We start from the raw sequence: 22355 nt of genomic DNA on the forward strand, positions 1-22355 counted from the left end.
GTTCACCAATCTATCGGGTATTGGGTCGGGCGCGCCGCCCTGATCCGCGGGTCCGGGGATTTCCCCGAATCCGCGGATACCCCATCTCAAGGTCAGGCCGCGGCGAGTGCGGGCGCCGGGATCACCATCGTGGGGATCGGACGCATCGACACACTCGCCTGTGCCACCACGTCGGCCACCTCGACGGCCAGCGCGCCGCAGATGGCGGCCAGCAGCTCGCTGGACGCCTCCTTCTGGCCGCGCTCGACCTCCGACAGGTAGCCGAGACTGACCTGTGCCGACGACGAAACGTCGCGCAGCGTGCGACTCTGGCGGACCCGCGTCTTACGCAGGTTCTCCCCGATCGCCTCGCGAAGCAGTAGAGCCATGCTCACCTCCGTCTTGATCTTGTTCAGTCAACGCCGGAGCGGTCCGGATGGTTCCCGGATCGCCGAAACACGCTCGGTCAGCTCCCGCACGGCCGCGTCGACCGCCCCGCGCCGGACCGCGGCGCGGTCACCGTCGAGGGCGAGTGGAGTGACGGTCGTGCCGGTCGGCCCGGATATCCCCAGGTAGACGGTGCCGACGGGCACGCCGTCCTGCTCGGCCGGTCCGGCCACGCCGGTCAGCCCGACGCCCCAATCCGCACCGCAGCGCGAGCGCGCACCGTCGGCCAGGGCACGCGCGGTGTCGGGATGGACGGGCCCGTTGCGTTCCAGGTCGCCCGACGGTACGCCCGCGAGGCTCGCCTTGAGGTCGGTCGCGTAGACGATGAGTCCGCCGCGGAGCACCGCGCTGGCGCCGGGCACGTCGGCGATCGTGGCGGCGAAGAGCCCGGCGGTGAGGGACTCGGCGGACGCGACGGTCTCGCCGCGCTCGGCGAGCGCCGCGACGAGGCCTGCGGCATCAGCGCCGGGCACGCCACCAGCCCACGAGGTAGTCGACACCCGTCCCGACGGTCACCAGCAGCGCCGCGCCCATCGCGATCTGGCTCGGGAGGTCCATCCAGTCCGGCAGGGGCATGAGGTAGAGGCCGATCGCGATGGTCTGCAGGAGGGTCTTGAGCTTCCCGCCGCGGCTCGCCGGGATCACGCCGTCGCGGATGACGGCGAACCGGAAGGCGGTGATGCCGAACTCCCGGGCCAGGATCACCAGCGTGATCCACCAGGGAAGCTCACCGAGCACGGACAATCCGACGAAGGCCGCACCGGTGAGCGCCTTGTCGGCGATCGGGTCCATGAGCTTGCCGAAGTCGGTGATCAGGCCGTAGCGGCGCGCGATCTGGCCGTCGACGCGGTCGGTGATCATCGCGACCGCGAACACTGCGAAGGCGACCCAGCGCCACGGTGTCGAATGGCCGCCGTCGACGAACAGGGCCGCCAGGAACACCGGCACGAGTACGATCCGGAGCACCGTCAACCCGTTCGCGATGTTGACGTTCGAAACGGGTGTGCTCGCGGGATGCTGCACGCCGTCCGTTGCACTCACAACGATCACCCTATCGGTACGCGGAATCCGCGGCCGTGCGCGCTACAGTTTCGTCCGTGACCACCGACCACGACGACGTGCTACGCCGCGCCCGGACCTCCGACGTCCCCGGGATCAAGCGCCTCATCGACGTGTACGCCGGCAAGATCCTGCTCGAGAAGAACCTGGTCACCCTGTACGAGTCCGTGCAGGAGTTCTGGGTGTACGAGGTGGACGGCGAGATCGTCGGCTGCGGCGCGCTGCACGTGCTGTGGTCGGACCTGGGCGAGATCCGCACCCTCGCGGTGAACCCGACCGTGAAGGGGCACGGGATCGGCCACAAGATGGTCGCGCGGTTGCTCGACGAGGCCCGGTCGCTGGAACTGCACCGGGTGTTCGTCCTGACCTTCGAGACCGAGTTCTTCGGCCGGCACGGCTTCCAGGAGATCGACGGGACGCCCGTGAGCGCCGAGGTCTACAACGAGCTGTGCCGCAGCTACGACGAGGGCGTCGCCGAGTTCCTCGACCTGTCGTACGTCAAGCCCAACACCCTCGGCAACACCCGCATGCTCGTGACTCTCTAGTCGCGCCGAGGCGGGTAACTCGGCGGCTGCTGTGGTGCCTGCGGTGGTCCCGGGTGCCACTGCCAGTGGCCCTGCTGGGGCTGCGGGGGTGCCGGTGTGACGGGGCGAGGCGTCCGGGGTGCTCCCGGTCCCGGCGGGGCGGCCGACGGGGCGGTCCGGGTCAGCAGTTCGAGGCCCCAGCCGATGAGAATCGGGATCGCCCACACGATCAGGACGCGGAGCGGCGACCACACGTAGAGCCGCGCGAACGAGTCGTCCCCCGCGCTGAACTCGAACATCGGGAGCTTGATGATCCCGAAGGTCCACACGGCCCACATGATCGCACTGATGGGGATGGAGATCGTCCACAGCACGCCGATGCGCCGTGCGCATCCCCATGCCGCCACCACCAACACCGTGGTGAGGACGCCGCTCGCGTATCCCAGGTAGTCGAACCAGCTCGGCCAGCCCGACGTCGCGGTGAAAACGACCTCCACGACGAGATCGATGAGCATCGCAAGAACAGCTAGACCACCGCCGAGCAACTTGCCGGTGGTGCCGCGGCCTGCGACGAACAGATAGCCGACGAGAAGCAAGTCCAATGCCACATACGACAACGTCGCGACCCATTGACCCGGGTACCACTGCTTCCACAGGAAGCGGATCAGCCAGATCCCGAGAACGAACACCACCGGGACCGCCGCGGACGCGATGGCGACCCCTGTCCCCGTCGGACCGGGCTTCGGAGGTCTCGGCCCGACCGGAGAACCCACGGGAACATAGGGCGGCATGCTCGGCCCCTGTGGCTGTCCGTACATCGGCGAATCCCCGTCCCGCCGGTCGTCACCGGCGCCGACGGCAGGATAGCCCCGGACCGCGGTGTACGCCTCGCGGCGGATGTGGATTCATCTGTTCGGACGACGGATATCACTGGCGTGAACCAGCCCGTACCCGGGTCGGCGGAGTGTGGTGAATCGCGCACAGCCGTGATTGACTTCCCCGGTGGATATCATCGGCGAACTGCGTGCGGCGGGGTGCGTGTTCGCCGAACGCGAAGCGGCGCTGCTGACCGACGCCGCGTCCGGCGACGAGCTGGAGGCCCTCGTCCGCCGACGGTGCGCCGGCGAGCCGCTCGAGCACCTCCTCGGCTGGGTCGAGTTCCGCGGGCGGCGGCTCCGGATCGGTCCGGGCGTGTTCGTCCCCCGGCGACGCACGGAACTACTCTCCGAACTGGCGGACGGCACCGGAATGCTCGTCGACCTGTGCTGCGGTGTGGGCCCCGTCGTGTCGACCGCGGCCTCGGCCAAGGCGTACGGCGTGGACATCGACCGCACCGCCGCCGAGTACGCGGCGCGCAACGCACCGACGGCGACGATCCTCGTCGGTGATCTGTACGCGCCCCTGCCGGGCGCACTGCGCGGCACCGTCGACGTGATCGCGGCGAACGCGCCGTACGTGCCGACCGCCGCGATCGCGACGATGCCGGCGGAAGCCCGCGACAGAGAGCCCCATCGCGCGCTGGACGGCGGCCCGGACGGTCTCGCGCTGCACCGTCGGATCGTGCGGGACGCACCGAGATGGCTCCGCTCCGGCGGGCGCGTCGTCATCGAGACCGGTCGACAGCAGGCCACGTACACGATCGCGGCGATGCGGGCCGTGGGCCTGCAGACGCACATCGAGATCGACGACGAGCGGCAGGCGACGGTGGCCGTCGGCGTCATGCCCTGATCCGCACCGTCAGGACGCCGCGCCCCGGCGCTCGCGGAGCACTGCGACCACGGCCTCGACGGTCCCGACGGGATCGTTGACGACGTCGTGCCAGGTGAAGGCGAGGACGGTGAGGCCGCGGCGGGCGAAGTCGTTGCGCTTGTCGTGATCGCGTTGGAACCGGACGGCGTCCTTGTGGAAGGCCCACCCGTCCACCTCCACCACCAGCTGCTCCTCCGGCCAGGTGAAATCGGCGCGGTACCGGCCGATCGGCAACTGGGTCTCCCAACCGCTGATCCCCTCGGCGAGCATCAGGTCGGCGAACTCGCGTTCCGCCTCCGACTCCGTGTCGGACTCGACGACCTCCACGACGCGCCGGGCCTCCGCCATGCCGTGTCGGCCGGCATTGCGCTCGAGCGCTGCGCGCAGACTCGGCACGGTGACGTCGCCGGTCTGCAGGGCCCTGTCGAGGAGTGCGGTGGCATCGCTCCGCACCCCCACGCAGTCGAGCAGTGTCAGCGGTCGGCGCGTGATCCGGAGGCCGCGAAGCTCCTCGACGTCGGCGTCGAGGAGGTCACGTCGGTGCAGTTCGAGCGGTGCGAGGAAGGTCGGCGTGCGATGCCTCGACCTCGGCACGGAGACCGTGGTCGGAAGCGGTGCCTCAGGGACCAGTCCGTGCCAGAACAGGGCGGTCGCCGCGTCGACCGTGCCTCCGGTCAGGGCGACGGCCGCACGGATCCGGGCCGCGTCGGTGAAATGGTGCTCCGCGGACAGGTACACGCCGCGCGCCAGGGGTGACCAGCGTTCGGACTTCACGCGGGCATGGACGGCCTGCGCCGTGAGACCGTGTTCGTGGCACTGCGCGATCGTGACGACGCCGTCCTGATCCGCGATCAGCCGTCGAAGCTCGGATTCCCCCACATCAATTGGACGCACCAGGGTCCTGCGGCGTTCCGGCTGCGCACGTGTGCACCGTTGATCAACTGAGAGTTGATCAACGGTGCACAGGAATTCCGCGAGACGATGGTCCCGCCGCACTCAGTTCGAATCGGTGCCCGAACCGCCGCCCGACAGCGCCTTCCGCTCGTCCCCCTTCGACTTCACCAACGACGCGACGGTCGTGATGACGAGAACGCCGAGGATCACGCACAGCGACAGCCCGGTGGAGATCTCCGGCACCGCGATGTGCTGTCCGCCGTTGATGAAGGGCAGCGTGTTCTCGTGCAGGGCGTGCAGCACCAGTTTGACGCCGATGAACCCGAGGACGATCGACAGACCGTACGAGAGGTAGACCAGCCGGTCGAGCAGGCCGCCGATGAGGAAGTACAGCTGGCGCAGACCCATCAACGCGAAGGCGTTCGCCATGAACACCAGGTAGGGCTCCTGAGTCAGGCCGTAGATCGCGGGAATCGAGTCGAGGGCGAAGAGGACGTCGGTGAAGCCGATGACGACCAGGGCCAGGAGCAGCGGCGTCGCGACCTTCTTGCCATCGATGCGGGTCACGAGGCGGTCGCCGTCGTACTGCTCGGTGGTGGGGACGATCTTCTTGAACAGCGCGGCGACGCGGCCCTCGCGCTCCTTCTCGTCCTCGATCGGCCCCTCGTCGGACGACGCCTCGCGAACCAGCTTGATCGCCGTGTACAGCAGGAACGCGCCGAAGATGTAGAACACCCAGGAGTACGCGGAGATCGCGGCGGCGCCGACGGCGATGAAACCGGCGCGCATGACGAGAGCCAGCACGATGCCGATCAGCAGGACCTTCTGCTGGTAGATCCGAGGCACCGCGAACTTCGCCATGATGATGACGAAGACGAACAGATTGTCCACCGAGAGCGCCTTCTCGGTGACGAACCCCGCGAAGAACTCCCCGCCGTACCTCGCGCCGGACACCGCCCACACACCGAGCCCGAACAGTGCGGCCAGCCCGATGTACACCGCCGACCAGAAGCCGGATTCCTTGAGGGAGGGCTCGTGCGGCGTTCGGACGTGACTGTAGAAGTCGAAGACGAACAATCCCAGGACGACCAGGATCGAGATGATCCAGACGAGCGCAGAAACGTGCATTGCATACACCTCCGGTACAGATCCGGAGGTCTCTCCCCACCTGCCCGAGCAGGTTCGGCGTGCCCGGGTGGACATCGGTCCACCGTGTTGACGTTCACGCCGCGAGCGGGATACTCCCCTCACGCATGCGATGCCGAGACTATCAGAAGTCCAGCTCGTCCTCGATCGGCTCGGAGGTATCGCCGCCGCCCCGCAGGACGAGCAGCAGCCCGGGGAGCTCGTCGGGCGTGACCAGTACGTCGCGCGCCTTCGACCCCTCGGACGGCCCGACGATGTCGCGGGTCTCCATGAGATCCATGAGTCGCCCGGCCTTCGCGAACCCGACGCGGAGCTTGCGCTGCAGCATCGAGGTCGAACCGAACTGCGAGGACACGACCAGCTCGACGGCCTGCAGGAAGACGTCCAGATCGTCGCCGATGTCCGGGTCGACGTCCTTCTTCTCGACCTTGGTCTCGGTGACGCCGTTCGCGTACTCGGGCTCCGCCTGCGTGCGCACGAAGTCGACGATCGACGCGATCTCCTCGTCGGTGATGAACGCGCCCTGCATGCGGGTGGTCTTGCCGCCCATGGGCAGGAACAGCGCGTCGCCCATACCGATGAGCTTCTCCGCGCCGGGCTGATCGAGGATGACCCGCGAGTCCGTGAGTGACGAGGTCGCGAACGCCAGGCGCGAGGGCACGTTGGTCTTGATCAGGCCCGTCACGACGTCGACTGACGGGCGCTGCGTCGCGAGCACCAGGTGGATGCCAGCGGCGCGGGCCTTCTGCGTGATCCGGACGATCGCCTCCTCGACATCGCGCGGGGCGGTCATCATCAGGTCGGCGAGCTCGTCGACGATGGCGACGATGTACGGGTAGGGCCGGTAGACCCGCTCCGACCCCAGCGGCGTGGTGATCTCGCCGGACTTCACCTTCCGGTTGAAGTCGTCGATGTGCCGCACGCGCGAGGCCTGCATGTCCTTGTACCGCTGCTCCATCTCCTCGACCAGCCAGGACAGCGCCGCGGCGGCCTTCTTGGGGTCGGTGATGATGGGCGTGATCAGGTGCGGGATGCCCTCGTAGGGCGTCAGCTCGACCATCTTCGGGTCGATGAGGATCATCCGCACCTCGTCCGGCGTGGCGCGGGCGAGCAGCGAGACCAGCATGGAGTTGACGAAGCTCGACTTGCCGGAGCCCGTCGAGCCCGCCACGAGCAGGTGGGGCATCTTGGCGAGGTTGGCGTTGACCATCTCGCCCTCGATGTCCTTGCCGAGCCCGATGACCAGCGGGTGCGTGTCCTTGCGCGTGTTGTCCGCGGCGAGCACGTCCGCCAGCCGGACCATCTCGCGGTCGGTGTTCGGCACCTCGATGCCCACGGCGGACTTGCCGGGGATCGGCGCGAGCAGCCGCACGTTGTCGGTCGCGACGGCGTAGGAGATGTTGCGGTGCAGCTGGGTGACCTTCTCCACCTTCACACCGGGACCGAGCTCGAGCTCGTACCGGGTCACCGTCGGGCCGCGGGTGTAGCCCGTGACGGCCGCGTCGATCTTGAACTGCTCCATGACGCCGGTGATCGCGTCGATCATCGCGTCGTTGGCGCTGGTCCCGGCCTTGGCGGGCTCGCCCTCGATGAGCAGGTCCGCCGGGGGCAGGACGTAGTCCTCGCTGTCGATCGTCCGCGCGACAGTGAACTCCTCCGTCTTCGGCACGGGCGGGGGCGTGTGGTCCTTGACCGCGGCCGCGGCGCGGCGCGGCTTCGGTGCCGGGGGCACCTCCACCGTCGGCTCCTCCGACGGCGCGGGCTCGGGGGTGATCGGTGCGGTCACCTGGTCCGACGGTGCCTCCTCGCCCGACGGTGCCGCCTCCGACGCCTTCCGGCGACGGCCTCGGCCGGGCGTCGGCGGCTCGGGGTCGGCCGGGTAGTTGTCGTACGGATCGCCGTACGGCGACAGTGCTCGCGTCGCCGTGTCTCCGGCGCCGGAGTCGAACGCGAACGGCGAGTCCAGATCGTCGTCGGAGGTCGCCCTGCCCTCGTCCCACGGCTCCTCGTCGCCGTACTGCGCGTGCATGTCGACGCCGAAGTAGAACTTGAGCCGGTCGACGATTTCACGCACCGTCATCCCGCTGACCAGCAGCAGCCCGAACGCGGCGACCAGCACGAGCAGCGGGACCGAGATCCACGCGGTGAAGCCGTCGGTGAGCGGGCCGCCCACGACGTACCCGAGGTATCCTCCGGCGGCGCACCGGCCGTCGAAGGTCGACGGTCCGCCCGCGCCGATGTGCAGCAGGCCGAGGAAGGACAGCACGATGAGCGCGCCGCCGACGCGGTGCCGCACGTGTGCGGACGGATTGTCGGGGCGCCGCATCATGATCACGCCGAGCGCGATCGCGAGCGGCGGCACGAGCAGCGCGAACCAGCCGACGACGGCGCGCACGCCGGTGGAGAAGAAGGAGCCGACGGGCCCGCCGGCGTCGAAGTACACCGCCGCGCCGAGGATGATCGCGACGGCGAACAGCGCCAGCGCCAATCCGTCGCGCGAATGGGTCGGACGGGGCGTCTCCCCGGTCACAGCGGGAGCGGCGGCATCGTCGGGTCCGCGTCCGGTGCGGACGGCCCCACCGACGCCCCTGGCCAGCAGTCTCCAGCCGGCACCGAGGCCGCGCCCCACTCCCCTACCGGCCGCCGACGCGACCCCGGAGCTCTTCGTCGCCCCCGCGCCGCCCTGCTTGGCACGGGTACGCGGAGCCGCCTGCCTGCTGCGCGTCGGGCTCGCCGCGCGGCTGCCGCCACGGGCGGAACCGCGGGAGGTGGCGGCGCGATTGCCCGACTGCGCGCGGCTGGTGGTCTTCGATGCCATGGGGGCAGTCTATCGACAGTAACCCCATCTGTATCAAGTGCCACACATGTAACAGCAGCGAGTACGGCGGGTCGCTACATGGAACGGACGACGGAGCCGAGCAGATCGATGTCGGCATCGGCGCCCTCGAAGGTGACGAGCGCCTCGTCGCGCCCGAAGGCCCACATCGTCACCTCGCCGATCGCCCCGATGACGGCCACCTCGGGTCCGCGCCCGACGGTCGCGACCGTGCCGGTCTCCGTCGTGAGGCTGATCCGCAGCGGCGCGCCGCGCAGCGTCAACCGCGCGATCCGCGCGACCACGGAGGTCAGACCGTGCTGGACGCGCACATCGAGGGGGCGCGGCGTCCAGCCGGGCGCGGCACGGCGGATGTCCTCGGCGTGCACGAAGTACTCGCCGAGGTTCGCCTGCTCGTCGACGAGCCGGAACGGCGAGAACCGGGGTGGCCCGCCTGCGACCGTGGCCAGGAGCTCATCGAAGGGTCGAGCGGCGATGCTCGCCTGGACCCGCTCGGTGTGGCCCGCGAGCGGCGGGATCATGATGCCCGCCGTGGCGTCGAGCCTCCCCTCGCGCAGGACGAGATGGGCGAGCAGCTCACGCACCGTCCACTCCCCACAGAGCGTGGGGGCGTCGGGACCGGCGGCACGGGCCGCGTCGACGAGTGCAGCGCGCTGCAAGCGAGCAGGTTTCACGTCGCCACCCTATCGCCCCCGACCGGCCGGCACCGCGCCGCACACACACGCTTCTGTAGTGAAATGAAGATGCACTGTCGTATACTTCGCGCATGATTGCGAAGACCACGCAGACCTCAATCCGTACGCGGGTCGCCTCGGCGACCGCGATCCTCGCCACCGTCGCTGCGGGCGCGACACTCGCCGCCCCCGCCGCCTCCGCGGCCCCGACGAACAACGACCTGGTGCTGACGCAGGCGCAGTTCCCGGCCGGCTCCACCGACTACCGCGCCGGTCGACTCACCGGTAGCGCCATCAACATCAAGGCGGGCGCTCCGCAGCCGTGCGTCGACGCTGCGAACCGGCTCAACGCCGCGACCGCTTCCGCACAGAACGCCGGCGCCGCCGCCCGCAACGGCTACTCCTCCATGGTCAGTATCGTAATCTCCCCGATGCAGGGCGGCCTGTGGCGCTCGATGGCGCAGGCCTGCTCCGGCCGGGTCGCCGAGCTCGCCGTCCCCGGTGACCTCGCGCGCTACAACCCCGCGGTCATCACGTACGGGGGCAAGACCAACTCCACCATCGAGGGCGCCGCCGACGTCAACGGCCGCACGGTCAACGTCCTCGTCCGCGGCATGTCCGACACCCCCGCCAACGCCGGCAAGTTCTGGCAGGTGTTCCGCGCGCAGATCCAGAAGGTGCAGGCGGCCCGCTGATGCGCGCCCGTCACGTTCTGGTCGGTTCGACGGTGACCTTCCTCGCCCTCGCCGGCCTGCCTGCGGTCGCGCAGGCGGCTCCGGTGGTTCCGGCCCGCGCCGTTCTGGCCGCCAACGAGTTCCCGGCGGGTTCGACCGGGTACTCCGTCCGGTCAGAGGTCGGCGAGCCGGCCGGAGAGCTGATCTCCGACACCGCGTGCGGGGCTGCGGAACACCGCGTCGACAAGGCCCTCGCAGGTGCCCACAGCACCGACGCCAAGGCCCGCCGCGGTGCACTCGACCTCGAGACGAGTGTCATCGAGCGTCCGATGGCCACCGTGATGCGTGGTGTGATCACGACGTGTTCGGCGAAGCTGCGCTATGGCACCCGCGCGATCGTGAAGCCACTTCCGGCCGACCTGAGCCGCCACCAGGGCTTCACGGTCAGCACCGGCGACAACCAGACTCTGATCGCCGTCGTCGAGGTCCGCGGCGCGTCCGTCGGCGTCCAGGTCAGCGGCACGTCCGCCACACCCGCCGACCCGGCCGCGTTCTGGCAGCTCGTCCGTGCACAGGTCGCCAAGGTGGAGCGGCAGCCGTGATCGCGCGACGTCTTTCCGTCATCGGCACGGTCGCCCTTGCGACTCTGGCCGTCGTTCCCGGCGTCGCCCAGGCGGCTCCGGTGAACACCGCCCGGACGATTCTTGCCGCCCACGAATTCCCGCTCGGTTCGACCGGCTACAAGGTCGAGACCGAGACGTTGAAGCCGTTCGACGAGCCCGACAACGCGAACACCCCATGCTCGCGATTCATCCGCACGATGTTCGAGCGACTCGGTGGCGCACAGGTGACCAACGCCCAAGTGACCCGCGGAACGACTGAGGTCGAGGTCGCCGTGGTGAACCGTCCCATGGCGGCGCTGATGGCCGAGGGCTTCCCCACGTGCGAGGCCCAGGTCGACCCGAGGGCTCGTTCGACGGTGCTCGCCGCCCCAGGTGATCTCACGCGCCTGCGTCCGTTCGTCTTCAGGGACGCCGACGAAATGCAGGCATGGGTCGACCTACGGGGCATCTCCGTCAACGTCACGGCGACCACCAAGAACCGCGGTCCCGCCGATGCCGAGACCTTCTGGCAGACCCTGCGTGCGCAGGTTGCCAAGGTCGAGCGGCAGCCGTGATCGCCCGACGGTCCGCCGCCGCAGGCGCGCTCGCTCTCGTGATCGCCGGTGCCGTTCCCGCACTGAGTGCCGCGGCGCCGGTCGATCCGGCCCAAGCGATCCTGTCCGCGGCCGAGTTCCCCGTCGGCAACGACGCGTCGTACCGGGTCACGCACACCGTCAATCGCGCGCCGACCAGGGCATCGGGCCTCACCACCGACGGCTGCGAACTCGCCGGTGTGCGCATGATGAGCGCCGCCGCGGGATCGCGATCCACCGAGGCGATGGCGTTCCAGGGCAAGACCTATGCATCGGTGGAACTGACCGACCGTGCCCTGGTGGCGCCCATCCGCGCCACGATGGACGCCTGCCGCAACACCCCGAACGCCGACATCCCGGTATTGATCGGCACACCCGCGGAGTTCACCCGATACCGGCTGATCGCCGGCGCGGCGTCGCACGGCAAAGAGCTGAACGGCTGGGCCGAGGTCCGTGGGGTCACCGTCCAGGTGGTGGTGGACGCGAGCCCGAATCCCCCTGACTACGACACGTTCTGGCGACTGTTCCGCACCCAGATCGCCAAGATCGAGAGGCAACGATGACCGCTCACCGGGCCCTCGCAACCGTCGTGGTCGGCGCGGTGATCGCGTCGACGTTCCCGGCGACCGCGTCCGCTGCGCCCGTCGTCCCGGCCCGCGCCGTGCTCACCGCGGCGGAGCTCCCTTCCGGGAGCAAGGATTACATGGTCTTCCCGATCGCGGCATTGCCCGCCCCGAACGGCCCCGGTCCCAATAGGTCCTCACCGTGCGAGACGGCGTCCTACGCGCTGCAGAGAGCGGTGGCGGGTGCGCAAGCGGTGGAGGCGGACGCGTGGCGCGGGGACACGCACTTCTACGCGAGCGTGTTCGGCCGCGCGGCGACAGCGGAGTTCACAGCTCAGGATTCCGCGTGCGGCGAGACCGCCAACGCCACGAGACTTCCGGTCCCGGCCGACCTGGTACGACTCGATCCGGTGCTCCTTCGGGTGAACGCCCACCGAGTCACCGGCATGGCCGATGTCCGCGGTGCGACGGTGGGGGTGATCGCCTCGTCGCCGGATGACAAGCCGTTGAACCTCGATACGTTCTGGCAGGTGTTCCGCGCGCAGATCGCCAAGGTCGAGAAACAGCCCTAGCACCAAACGCTTGACGAAGATGTTCGCTACTCCCCCACGACCATCACGGTCGGCACGATCATCGGCCGGCGACGGTAGGCCTTGTCCACCCAGCGTCCCACGGCCCGTCGAACACCCTGGGCGATGCGGTGGGCCTCCTTGACACCCTCGGCGGCCAGATCGGCGAGCACGTCCTCGACGAGCTGCTCCGCCTCCTTGAGCGCGGTCGGATCGTCGGAGAAGCCGCGGCCCGACACCTCGGGCTTGCTGACGGCGTTGCCCTCCTTGTCGATGGCGACGCTGATCGAGATGAAGCCGCCCTCGCCCAGGACCAGCCGGTCGGACAGCGTGGACTCGCCCACGTCGCCCACCGAGTTGCCGTCCACGTACACGTGGCCGACGGGCACCTGCCCGACGATCTTCGCGACACCGTTGACCAGGTCCACCACGACGCCGTCCTCGGCGAGCATGATGCGATCCTTCGGCACACCGGTGGCCTCGGCCAGCGCGGCGTTGGCGCGCAGATGCCGCCACTCGCCGTGCACCGGCATGGCGTTGCGCGGGCGCACCGCGTTGTACAGGTACAGCAGCTCACCGGCGCTGGCGTGGCCGGACACGTGGACCTTGGCGTTCTGCTGGGTGATCACCTTGGCGCCCAGCTTCGACAGCCCGTTGACCACGGCGAACACCGAGTTCTCGTTGCCCGGGATCAGGGAGCTGGCGAGCACGATCAGGTCGTTCGGCGAGATGGTGATGTTGCGGTGCTCGCTGCGGGCCATCCGGGACAGCGCCGCGAGCGGCTCGCCCTGCGAACCCGTGGAGATGAGCACGACCCGGTCGTCCGGCAGCGACGCGGCGGTGTCGAGGTCCACCTCGACGCCCTCCGGCAGGTGCATGTAGCCGAGCTCCTGCGCCAGCGCCATGTTCCGGACCATCGAGCGGCCGACGAACGCGATCCGCCGGTTGTGGGCGACGGCCACCTCGGCGATCTGCTGGATGCGGTGCACGTGCGAGGCGAAGGACGCCACGATCACGCGTCCCTTCGCGCGGCCGATCACGTTGTCGAGCACGGGGCCGATCTCCCGCTCGGGGGTCACGAAGCCGGGCACCTCGGCGTTGGTCGAGTCCACGAGGAACAGGTCGACGCCGGCGTCACCGAGTCGGGAGAAACCCGCCAGGTCGGTGAGGCGGCCGTCGAGCGGCAGCTGGTCGAGCTTGATGTCGCCGGTGTGCAGCGCCACCTGGCCGCCGGCGTGGATCGCGACGGCGATCGCGTCGGGGATCGAGTGGTTGACCGCGAAGTACTCGCACTCGAAGGGGCCGTGGCTCGTGGACTCGCCCTCGCGGACCTCGACGAGCTTGGGCCGCAGACGGTGCTCGTCGCACTTGGCCTTGACCAGCGCCAACGTGAACTTCGCGCCGACCACGGGGATGTCGGGGCGGAGCCGCAACAGGAAGGGCACGGCGCCGATGTGGTCCTCGTGGCCGTGCGTGAGGACGATCGCCTGGACGTCCTTGATCCGGTCCTCGATGTACCGGAAGTCCGGCAGGATCAGGTCGACGCCGGGCTGCTGGTCCTCGGGGAAGAGCACGCCGCAGTCCACGATGAGGAGCTTGCCGTCGTATTCGAAGACGGTCATGTTGCGACCGATCTCCTTGATGCCGCCGAGCGCGACGATCCGCATGCCGCCCTTGGGCAGCTTGGGCGGGGCGCCCAACCGCTCCACGGGCGCCGACGGTGCCTTCTGCCGGTCGTTGCCGCGCCGCCCGCCACCGCGCCGGCCGCCACCGCCCTTCGCCGCGGCCTTCTGCGGCTGCTGCGCGGGGGCCTTCGCCGCCGTCGCCTCGGACGCCTGGCCGGCCTGGGCCTTCGCCGCCGGGGCCTTGTCCTCGACGACGACGCGCGCCGCCGAGGTGGCGATCACCGGCTTGGGCTCGGCAGGCGGACCCGCCTGCCGGGTGGCCTTACGGCCCCGTCTGGCTCCACCTGCTGCACCGTCGGTCATTGTTTAGAGCACCCCCGCTTGGGTCAGTAGCGCTGCGAGCCGGTCGCGCTGTTCACCGGTGGGCGGCACCTGCGGCAGGCGCGGTACCCCCATATCAAGGCCCTGCAGGGCCAGTGCCGCCTTCGAGAAGGTCACGCCGCCGAGGCCGGCCATGGCCTCGTAGACGGGCCCGAGGGAGGCGTTGATGTCCTTGGCGCGGGCGTTGTCGCCCGCGAAGTAGGCGTCGCGCATCGCGCGCAGCTGCGGCGCGACGACGTGCCCGATGACGGAGACGAAGCCCAGCGCACCCACCGACAGCCACGGCAGGTTCAGCGGGTCGTCGCCCGAGAGGAACTGGAGATCGGTCTCGGCGATGAGCCGCGCGCCGGCGCCGAGGTCGCCCTTCGCGTCCTTCACGCCGATGATGTTCTTGTGCTCGGACAGCTTCCGCAGCGTATCGGTCTCGATCGCGACGACGGAGCGCGGCGGGATGTCGTAGAGCAGCACGGGCAGGTCTGTCGCGTCGGCCACCGTGGTGAAGTGCGCGAGCAGCCCGGCCTGCGGCGGCCGCGAGTAGTACGGGGTCACCACGAGCAGGCCGTGCGCGCCCGCCTCGGCGGCATCGCGCGCGAAGACGGCGGACTCGTCGGTGTCGTACGTGCCGACGCCCGCGGTGATCTTCACGCGGTCGCCGACGGCCTCGATGACGGCCTTGAGGAATTGGATCTTCTCCCACGGCTGCGTGGTGGGCGACTCGCCCGTGGTACCCGCGACGATCAGTCCGTCGCAGCCCTGATCGGCCAGGTGCGACGCCAGCTTCTGCCCGGCTTCGAGGTCGAGCGTGCCGTCCGCCTTGAACGGGGTCACCATCGCCACGGAGATCGTGCCGAACGGGGTGGTGGGCGCTGTGGTCGCCGGGGTCGCACTCATAAGCGCTAAGGCTACCCACCCGGTAGCCGAAAGCTGCTATTGGCTAGCGCTTGCGCCGGTAGGTCAGGTGCCGGTAACGCAGTCCCGACGATGACTCGCTCCACCCCGGCTCGTCGTCGAGCGCGAATCCCTCCGGGACCGACGGTGCCCTCGTGTCCCCTTCGATCGTCGCGTCGACCTCGGTGACGGCCAGAACATCGGCGAGAGGCAGTGCGGCGGTGTAGATCTCGCCACCGCCGATGACCCACAGGTCACCGTCCGGGAGCGTGAGATCGTGCTGGACCACCGCACCGTCGGCCCGCCATGACCGGTCCCGAGTGACGACGATGTTCGTGCGGCCCGGGAGGGGCCGGAACCGCGGCGGGAGCGAGTCCCACGTGCGGCGCCCCATGAGGACCGTGGCGCCCGCGGTGGTCTCGCGGAAGAACCGCATGTCCTCCGGGATGTGCCACGGGATCCCCCCGCCCGCGCCGATCACTCCCCCGCGTGCCTGCGCCCAGATGAGGCCGATCATCTACACGGCCACCGGGGCCTTGATGGCGGGGTGGTGCACGTAGTCGTGAACCGTGATGTCGCCGTATTCGTAGTCGAAGATGCTGGGCCGCTCCGCGAGCTCGAGCCGCGGGTACGGGTACGGCTCGCGGCGCAGCTGCTCGGTGACCTGCTCGACGTGGTTGTCGTAGATGTGGCAGTCACCACCGGTCCAGACGAAGTCACCCGGCTCGAGACCCACCTGCGCGGCGACCATGTGGGTGAGCAGCGCGTAGCTGGCGATGTTGAAGGGCACGCCGAGGAACAGATCGGCGCTGCGCTGGTAGAGCTGGCAGCTGAGCTTGCCGTCCGCCGCGTAGAACTGGAAGAAGGCGTGGCAGGGCGGCAGCGCCATGTTCTCGATCTCCGCGACGTTCCACGCCGAGACGATGTTGCGCCGGCTGGACGGGTTGGTGCGGAGCGTCTCGATCGCGGTGCTGATCTGGTCGATGTGGCGGCCGTCCGGGGTGGGCCAGCTGCGCCACTGCACGCCGTAGACGGGGCCGAGCTCACCATCCGCATCAGCCCACTCGTCCCAGATCGTGACGCCGTTGTCCTGGAGCCACCTGACGTTCGAATCCCCGCGCAGGAACCACAACAGCTCGTACGCGATGGACTTCATGTGCACCCGCTTGGTGGTGATGAGCGGGAAGCCCTGGGACAGGTCGTACCGGAGCTGGCGACCGAACACGCTGCGCGTCCCGGTGCCGGTGCGGTCCGGGCGGTGCGTGCCGTTCTCCATCACGTCGCGGAGCAGGTCTTCATAGGGCGTCGCGATCACAACCTCAGTCTAGAGGCGACCACCGACAAGTCCGTTCACGGCCGAGATCTCACCGGCGCGTCGGCGGACTGGTCGCGACCTGCGCACAGCATCCGCGCCCGCGACTACGCCGCTTGATTCGGTGCGGTGGATCGGTGGACATGCCCTGTGGGGGTTCGGGTTTCGACGGTGTGCCTCCCGGACGGGTCGTCAACGGTTGCGCTGCGCCAGCCGGGGGCTTCTTTGGCGTAGTTGCATGCTGCGCACAGGCCCTGCCCGTTGCTGTAGCTGGTGGGGCCGCCGGCGGCGTGTGGGGTGATGTGGTCGGTGTGCGCGATCGGCGCGTCGCAGTAGGGGGTGCGGCAGTACCTGTCCCGTATCCGGATGACCTCCGCCAGTCCGTCGGGGAAGAGGCGTTGGCGGGAGTCCATCGCGACCACGGCCCCCGTCTCGGGCGTGACGAAGAGTCGTTTGACCCAGGCGACGCCGGTGGCGGTGGCTTTGCCGATGAGGTTGCGGGCGATCTCCGCGGGCAGGGGGCCGCCGCCGTCGAGGTGGGCGGTGCCGGGCCGGTCACCGAGGAGCACCGTGGCGGGGACGGTGAGGTGGACGGTGACGGGTTGCCCGTCGGCGGTGTCGCGGCCGGTCAGACGCGTGAACGCGGTGTCGGCCATGAGCTGCGGGCGGGTCCGCAGTTCCTGATCGTGCCCGACGTGGGTGTCGGCGTGGGTGCGCAGCACGGCGTAGGCGCCGACGGCCTGCGCCATCGGCAGCAGCAGCGACAGCCGGGCCATGCCCTCCGGCAGGGGCCGGAGGGTCACCGACCGGTCCTTCTCCGCCGCCGCATTCCGGTCCACGGTGGCCTGCGCATCGAGCCGGTAGGCGACCTGCTGCACCTTCCCCGCCAACTGCTTGAGCCCGAGCCCGGCCAACACAGCGGGGTCGGCGCACAGCTCCGTGTCGGCCTGCTGGCGGCGGGCGAGGTCCAAATGCGATAGCCCGGCCAGGAGGGTGGGGATCGCCTCCGGGGACAGGTCACCGTCGTAGAGGCGGGCGCGGGTGTGCGGCATGTACTTCTCCAACTGCACCGCGCGGGCGAGGAACCGGGCGGCGGTGTTCGGGGAGATGTGCAGGGCGAGCGCGACCTCGGCGGCGACGCCCTGCTGCCACCGGTCCTGCGGCACCCCCGCCGCGGCGCGTTCGCAGACCCGTTGCCGGAGCAGGTCCGCCGCGAGTGCGTACTGCTCGACCGCCAATCGGCAGCGTCGGAGTTCACTCGAACGTAACCGGTCCACCACATCCACACCCACCGCCCCATCAGGAGGCGGGTCATCCTCTACCGCAAGCTTTTCGTCCATACCAGGACGCTACCCGGACCCACCGACAAGTTTTCGATGTCGATTCCCACATCGAATGTACGAGCCAGCGGTTGTCACACCGGCATGAGCTGTGCAGCGACGGTGGCACCGAGATTCCAGCACGCCTCGAGATCGGTCTTCGCCGGCTTACCCGACACCACCACGTGCGGCGTCGCCTTCTCCCAACCGAGTCCGGCGGTGATGGAGTCGACGGCGCGCACGGCACCCTCGCCACCCTCGTTCGCATGCAGGTACAGCCCGAAGGGCCGGCCGCGGGTGGCATCGAGGCACGGGTAGTAGACCGTGTCGAAGGCGTGTTATTTCGGCGTAAACTCCCCTACTATGAGCACCTCAGCCTCCGCCCCTGGTCGGGCGGTCATCTACGCCCGCGTCTCGTCGGATCGCGCCGGTGGGCGCTCGGTCGAGGAGCAGGTCTCCGAGTGCCGGACCGAGTGCGAGCGGCACGCCTGGCCGGTCGCGGACGTGCTCGTGGACAACGACGTATCCGCCAGCCGGTACGCCACCAAGGACCGGCCCGAGTACGCCCGGCTCCAGGCGCTGCTCCAGCCCGGCGACGTGCTCGTGATGTGGGAGGCGAGCCGCGCGCAACGCGACCTCAAGCGGTACGTGGAACTGCGCGATCTGTGCGCCCGTCGCGGAGTGCGGTGGTCGTACTCCGGACGCCTCTACGACCTCAGCGACGGCGACGACCGCTTCTCCACCGGTCTGGACGCCTTGCTGGCCGAGAAGGAGGCCGAACAGACCCGCACCCGCATCCTCCGCGCACACCGCGCCAACCTGGCTGACGGCAAGCCGCACGGTCGCGTGCCGTACGGGTACCGCATCATCCGTGACCCCGAGACCGGCAAGCCCGTACGACGCGAGCCGCACCCCGGCCAGGCCCCGCTCATCGCGGAGGCGGCCCGGCGCGTTCTCGCGGGCCAGTCGTTCGCCTCGGTCGTCCGATGGATCGCGGAGCAGGACAACTCGTTGCGCTGGGACGCGGCCAAGCTGCGCCGCCTGCTCATCAACCCCACGCTGGCGGGGTTCCGCGTGCACACCGAGGTCAAGGACGGCGTGCGGGGGCCGCGCATGATCCACGGCCGGGGCACGTGGGAGCCGATCCTCACTGAGGACCAGCACAACGACCTGGTGGCGCTGTTCGCCGCCCGGCAGAGCGGCCCGCGCGGGGTGCCGGTCAAGTACCTGGTGTCCGGCATCGCTGAGTGCGGGGTCTGCGGCGAGAAGGTGTGGCGGGGCCGAGGCGGCACCAAGAAGGACGGCAGCCGCTACGAGGTCTACACGTGCAGGCCCGGCCGTCACGCCGCCCGGCGTCTGGACCTGGTGGACGAGGCCGTGCACGAGGTGGTCGAACAGATTCTGACCTCCCCCGCCGTCCTGGCCGCACTGGCCGAGACGCCCGAGGCCGACACCACCGCCCCTGCCCGGCTGGCCGAGCTACGCGCGAGGCTCGACGCGGTGGAGACCGAGATCATCGAGGGGCGGATGCCCGCGTCCACCGGAGCGCGTGCGGCGACCCGGCTGGAGGCGTTGATCGCGGAGGCCGAGGCGGCGGCAGCTCCGGTGTTCACGGACCCGGCCGTGCGCAGCCTCGCCACCGCCGCCGACCCCGTTGCAGAGTGGCGCGGTATGCCGCTGGCGGACCAGCGCGAGTTCATCAAGGCGACCCTGCATATCCGCATCGAGCGGATCGGGCGCGGCCGGTGGCACGACAAGCGCGCCGGAATCACCATCGAGCCCCAGCGTCGGTGAGCGCGGCGGCCAGCTCGCACGCACCGCACCGAACGGCCCCCTCTCCCAGTTCGTGGCGAGGGGGCCGTGTGTTGTCGGCGAAGCGGGCCACCCAGGCGCGGGGTGAACCTCCTCGCCGTCCGCGCTGGCGGCGAGGAGATCAGGCGTTGTACGGATCGGCAGGGTGCAGCTCGCTCTTGTGCTCGGTTCCCAGGTTCTTGATGGTCGGCGGGGTGGCCTGTAGCTGCCGCGCGATGGAGTCACGAATCGCCTTGCTGCCGATGCCGCCACGCTGGTCCTTCTCCAGTTCCTGGAAGAACCTGACCGACATGCCGGGGTTCTCGCGCACGAGCTTCTGCACCTTGAGGTCGATGTCGCGCTGCTTGTCATCGCGGGCGCGGGCCTTTCGCACCAACCTGGACTCGTCCACGCGGAGTTGGTGATCGTCGTACGACAGCAGTAGAGGCTCGATGCTCACCCCGCCGCGCCCGAAGGCCCAGAACTCACGCGGGTCCGTCAGCGAACCGGTCAGCCGCAGGTAGGACAGCACCGCCATTGAACCCTCGATGGAGCCGTGGCCGCGAGCACCCTTGGTCGGGTCTTTGCCCAGGTGATGCACGAGAACCCAGCCGACCGCGCCGCAGTCGGTGACGAGCTGCTCGAAGCCCGTGATGACCCGGCCCACTGCATCGTCGTTCTCCCCGATGCTGAGCGCACCGAGCACCTTGTACAAGCAGTCGATGATGATGAACGACCCCGGCGTGATCCGCTCGCGCCAGCGCGCCCGCACAGCCTCGGTACGCACGTCGGCCAGCGCAGGAGTACCGAGCAGGTCGAACACGTCGAATCTCGCAGCCTCATCCGGCGCGAGCACCCCGTTCGTGACGTACTCCTCGTGCAGCAGGTCCACGCCCATCTCGGTGTCCAGAAGCACCACGCGAGCGTCCTCGGGCAGCTCGGTGTCGAACTGGCCGAGGAACTTGTCGCCGCTGATCAGCGCGCGGACCAGCTCCATGACGGCGGTGGACTTGCCCGCCTTCTTCTCGGCGAACAGACCGAGCCCCAGTCCGTACGGCAGCAGATCGTGAACGATCTGGCGGGGTGTCTGACGGACGTACTCGGCAAGGTTGATCGGCTCGGGGATGGCCAGCGAGCACGCCGCGCGGGCAGCCTTGGCCTCGCTCCCCCGCTCGCTGGCCACGAGCCGGGCCTCGGCGTCCCAGGTCTCCACCAGCTCGACCGAGCGAGCCGTCGCCGCCTTCGTGGCCCGTGGCAAGGTCCTGATCTGGTCGGCGGTCAGGCCCGCCTCGATCAACTGGCCGGGGGTCAGCGTGGTCGGGCGCTCGCTGCCCCGCCTGGCCCCTCGCGCAACGGTGTTGAGTTCCCGGGCCACTGCCTCCCACGCCTCGCCGTGCCGCTCGTGCTCGACCAGATCGACCAGCGCGACTCGGTAAGCGGGGTGCACTCCGCCGAGCGCGGCGCGGACGGTGTGCAGGTCGGCCCCCGCCCGCTGCGGCGGATTCCACACGCGCCCACGTCCGCGACACCACGCGACCACCTCACCGTTGGTAGGCGGAGCCGGGAAGTCCATCCCGGCACGCCGCAGGTCCGCGACCCGCACGGCGGCCAGCGCGCCGAGAGCCTCGGCCGCACGGTTGTCGAACAGCCCCAGCTCGGAGTCGTACTGGTCGCGCACGAACGCACCGGGAACAAACTCGGCGGGCTCGCTGGCTCCATCGGCCGTGGTGGAGCTGGTATTCTGAGACACGATCATTCCTTCGTCGTGGAGGCGAGTGGTCGCGGATGCTGGAAACTCCGAAGCAAGGCCCCGTTCCCCGAGAACGGGGCCTTGTTGCATGTCGGGGTAGGTGTTCCGGCTCCGCACGACCGACGCCATACGGGCGATCTACGGTGCGCGGCACGTGATGGGCGAGCGTGGGCCGGGGCCGATGCCTCAGCCGCCCACCGCGCCAGCCCGGCGCGTGAGGCTGCGGAACAGTTCTCCGGCCCGGCGCAGCTCGTCGTCGGTGAACGCCGACATGGTGGCCGCCAGCCACTCCCGCGAGCCGGTCTCCCCCGCTCGCACTGCGGAACCGGCCCGGTCGCTGGCAGGGAGCGGGGTGGACCCCGCCACGGGCGCGCTCACTGTCGCGGCCCGGTGAACGCCTCGGGCACGGTCTCGGGGTCGTACCGGCGCATGAGGCCGTCGATGTCCTCCGGCCGGAACCGGATCGGCGCGCGGGAGCTGGGACCGGCGCGGAATGCGCGCAGGGAGCCGTCGGCCACGCGGTTCATGAAGAAGTCGCGGCTGAGCTTGGTGCGAGCGGTGACCTCGGCCATCGTCTCGTAGACGGGTAGCGCGGACTTCGCCGCTTCGGTGGGGGCAGTAGAACTCACGATGAATCGCTCTCGCTGGAAACGAGTTCCTCGAAGCGGGCGCGGGGCTGCTACGTGGGCGGAAGCGGTGGCGTGAAGAGGTCGGGAACCGGGGCGCGTGGTGCGGACCCCTATGCCGGGCGGAGCCGGCGACCTACTGAATACCGTACAGGACCCATCCGCTCTCGTTCAAGCACCGGCGCGCCGAATACCGTTGCGGGACATACATTCCCTACCAGAGTCGGTGTTGTACTACCCCACGCTCGGCCGCCGTCCACACCGGCGGAACCTCCAGGAGTTCGAGCCTGTGGAGACGGTCTACGTCCTGCTGCGGCCGTGCGTCAGAGTGTGTCAAACACGCCTGCCGCGCCA

At 69.7% G+C, this 22355-nt stretch carries 24 protein-coding genes and 1 pseudogene; 8 read left to right on the forward strand and 17 right to left on the reverse strand.

The annotated features are described in order from the left end of the window. Nucleotides 1-92 precede the first annotated feature (92 nt). From HF999_RS07135 to pgsA, 3 genes are read right to left on the reverse strand one after another with little or no spacing between them, the layout of a single operon-like run. Nucleotides 93-368 carry a helix-turn-helix domain-containing protein gene (locus HF999_RS07135; RefSeq protein ID WP_068570541.1) on the reverse strand — a complete coding sequence of 92 codons (276 nt, stop codon included), beginning with the start codon at nt 366-368 and terminating at the stop codon, nt 93-95. Between the two features lie 27 nt (nt 369-395). Beyond that, nucleotides 396-899: a CinA family protein gene (locus HF999_RS07140; RefSeq protein ID WP_168545207.1), complete on the reverse strand. Its 504-nt coding sequence runs from the start codon at nt 897-899 to the stop codon at nt 396-398. After that, the gene (gene pgsA, locus HF999_RS07145) at nt 886-1467 is read right to left on the reverse strand and encodes a CDP-diacylglycerol--glycerol-3-phosphate 3-phosphatidyltransferase (protein ID WP_168545208.1); all 582 of its coding nucleotides are present in this window, start codon (nt 1465-1467) and stop codon (nt 886-888) included. The genes HF999_RS07140 and pgsA overlap by 14 nt, the downstream gene beginning before the upstream one ends. Before the next feature lie 56 nt (nt 1468-1523). Here pgsA and HF999_RS07150 point away from each other — a divergent pair, with 56 nt between their 5' ends. Beyond that, nucleotides 1524-2030 (forward strand): amino-acid N-acetyltransferase, encoded by a 507-nt coding sequence (locus tag HF999_RS07150; RefSeq protein ID WP_231855582.1) that lies wholly within the window; start codon nt 1524-1526, stop codon nt 2028-2030. Here the strand turns inward: HF999_RS07150 and HF999_RS07155 are convergent. Next, nucleotides 2027-2617 carry a hypothetical protein gene (locus HF999_RS07155; RefSeq protein WP_168545209.1) on the reverse strand — a complete coding sequence of 197 codons (591 nt, stop codon included), beginning with the start codon at nt 2615-2617 and terminating at the stop codon, nt 2027-2029. The two genes, HF999_RS07150 and HF999_RS07155, sit on opposite strands and share 4 nt — an antisense overlap. Before the next feature lie 394 nt (nt 2618-3011). Between HF999_RS07155 and HF999_RS07160 the strand changes: the two genes are divergently transcribed. Then, entirely contained in the window at nt 3012-3737 is a 726-nt protein-coding gene (locus HF999_RS07160; protein ID WP_168545210.1) for a putative protein N(5)-glutamine methyltransferase, read from the forward strand. 9 nt (nt 3738-3746) lie between these two features. Here HF999_RS07160 and HF999_RS07165 read toward each other — a convergent pair whose 3' ends face one another. From HF999_RS07165 to HF999_RS07180, 4 genes are all read right to left on the reverse strand, one after another. Beyond that, the gene (locus HF999_RS07165) at nt 3747-4637 is read right to left on the reverse strand and encodes a DUF559 domain-containing protein (protein ID WP_168545211.1); all 891 of its coding nucleotides are present in this window, start codon (nt 4635-4637) and stop codon (nt 3747-3749) included. A 117-nt stretch (nt 4638-4754) separates the two neighbouring features. Next, on the reverse strand, nt 4755-5780 hold the full coding sequence (locus tag HF999_RS07170) for a TerC family protein (RefSeq protein ID WP_168545212.1): 1026 nt from the start codon (nt 5778-5780) through the stop codon (nt 4755-4757). A gap of 142 nt (nt 5781-5922) precedes the next feature. Then, a complete protein-coding gene (locus tag HF999_RS07175; protein ID WP_210733547.1) occupies nt 5923-8616 on the reverse strand; it encodes an FtsK/SpoIIIE family DNA translocase in 2694 nt (897 codons plus the stop codon). A 74-nt stretch (nt 8617-8690) separates the two neighbouring features. Beyond that, nucleotides 8691-9308 carry a TIGR03085 family metal-binding protein gene (locus tag HF999_RS07180; protein WP_168545213.1) on the reverse strand — a complete coding sequence of 206 codons (618 nt, stop codon included), beginning with the start codon at nt 9306-9308 and terminating at the stop codon, nt 8691-8693. Between the two features lie 92 nt (nt 9309-9400). Between HF999_RS07180 and HF999_RS07185 the strand changes: the two genes are divergently transcribed. From HF999_RS07185 to HF999_RS07205, 5 genes are read left to right on the forward strand one after another with little or no spacing between them, the layout of a single operon-like run. Continuing rightward, entirely contained in the window at nt 9401-10003 is a 603-nt protein-coding gene (locus HF999_RS07185) for a hypothetical protein (protein WP_168545214.1), read from the forward strand. Then, nucleotides 10003-10584, forward strand: a complete 582-nt coding sequence (locus HF999_RS07190; RefSeq protein WP_168545215.1) for a hypothetical protein — start codon at nt 10003-10005, stop codon at nt 10582-10584. The genes HF999_RS07185 and HF999_RS07190 overlap by 1 nt, the downstream gene beginning before the upstream one ends. Then, nucleotides 10581-11159: a hypothetical protein gene (locus tag HF999_RS07195; protein WP_168545216.1), complete on the forward strand. Its 579-nt coding sequence runs from the start codon at nt 10581-10583 to the stop codon at nt 11157-11159. Before HF999_RS07190 ends, HF999_RS07195 begins: the two co-directional genes overlap by 4 nt. After that, nucleotides 11156-11740 carry a hypothetical protein gene (locus HF999_RS07200; protein ID WP_168545217.1) on the forward strand — a complete coding sequence of 195 codons (585 nt, stop codon included), beginning with the start codon at nt 11156-11158 and terminating at the stop codon, nt 11738-11740. Before HF999_RS07195 ends, HF999_RS07200 begins: the two co-directional genes overlap by 4 nt. Next, nucleotides 11737-12312 (forward strand): hypothetical protein, encoded by a 576-nt coding sequence (locus tag HF999_RS07205; RefSeq protein WP_168545218.1) that lies wholly within the window; start codon nt 11737-11739, stop codon nt 12310-12312. Before HF999_RS07200 ends, HF999_RS07205 begins: the two co-directional genes overlap by 4 nt. A gap of 26 nt (nt 12313-12338) precedes the next feature. Here HF999_RS07205 and HF999_RS07210 read toward each other — a convergent pair whose 3' ends face one another. From HF999_RS07210 to HF999_RS07235, 6 genes and pseudogenes are all read right to left on the reverse strand, one after another. Beyond that, entirely contained in the window at nt 12339-14297 is a 1959-nt protein-coding gene (locus HF999_RS07210; RefSeq protein WP_281347324.1) for a ribonuclease J, read from the reverse strand. A 3-nt stretch (nt 14298-14300) separates the two neighbouring features. Then, a complete protein-coding gene (gene dapA / locus HF999_RS07215) occupies nt 14301-15206 on the reverse strand; it encodes a 4-hydroxy-tetrahydrodipicolinate synthase (protein WP_168545219.1) in 906 nt (301 codons plus the stop codon). Nucleotides 15207-15249: 43 nt separating this feature from the next. Continuing rightward, nucleotides 15250-15720 carry a dihydrofolate reductase gene (locus tag HF999_RS07220; protein WP_168545220.1) on the reverse strand — a complete coding sequence of 157 codons (471 nt, stop codon included), beginning with the start codon at nt 15718-15720 and terminating at the stop codon, nt 15250-15252. Then, entirely contained in the window at nt 15721-16518 is a 798-nt protein-coding gene (locus HF999_RS07225) for a thymidylate synthase (RefSeq protein ID WP_168545221.1), read from the reverse strand. Nucleotides 16519-16622: 104 nt separating this feature from the next. Next, the gene (locus HF999_RS07230; RefSeq protein WP_168545222.1) at nt 16623-17855 is read right to left on the reverse strand and encodes an HNH endonuclease; all 1233 of its coding nucleotides are present in this window, start codon (nt 17853-17855) and stop codon (nt 16623-16625) included. 74 nt (nt 17856-17929) lie between these two features. Then, nucleotides 17930-18172, reverse strand: a pseudogene (locus tag HF999_RS07235) (flavodoxin family protein); the annotation flags it as partial. A 25-nt stretch (nt 18173-18197) separates the two neighbouring features. Between HF999_RS07235 and HF999_RS07240 the strand changes: the two are divergent. Then, nucleotides 18198-19628, forward strand: coding sequence for a recombinase family protein (locus HF999_RS07240; RefSeq protein ID WP_168545223.1), 1431 nt, complete (start codon nt 18198-18200; stop codon nt 19626-19628). Nucleotides 19629-19767: 139 nt separating this feature from the next. On the opposite strand, the gene HF999_RS07245 is transcribed toward HF999_RS07240, so the two are convergent. The 3 genes from HF999_RS07245 to HF999_RS07255 all read right to left on the reverse strand — a co-directional run bounded on the left by HF999_RS07245 (nt 19768) and on the right by HF999_RS07255 (nt 22004). After that, nucleotides 19768-21375, reverse strand: a complete 1608-nt coding sequence (locus HF999_RS07245; RefSeq protein WP_168545224.1) for an AAA family ATPase — start codon at nt 21373-21375, stop codon at nt 19768-19770. Nucleotides 21376-21561: 186 nt separating this feature from the next. Then, the gene (locus HF999_RS07250) at nt 21562-21741 is read right to left on the reverse strand and encodes a hypothetical protein (RefSeq protein ID WP_126198302.1); all 180 of its coding nucleotides are present in this window, start codon (nt 21739-21741) and stop codon (nt 21562-21564) included. An 8-nt stretch (nt 21742-21749) separates the two neighbouring features. Next, entirely contained in the window at nt 21750-22004 is a 255-nt protein-coding gene (locus tag HF999_RS07255) for a hypothetical protein (RefSeq protein ID WP_126198303.1), read from the reverse strand. Nucleotides 22005-22355: the final 351 nt, after the last annotated feature.

Source organism: Tsukamurella spumae (genome assembly GCF_012396015.1).
GTDB classification, from domain to species: Bacteria; Actinomycetota; Actinomycetes; order Mycobacteriales; family Mycobacteriaceae; genus Tsukamurella; species Tsukamurella spumae.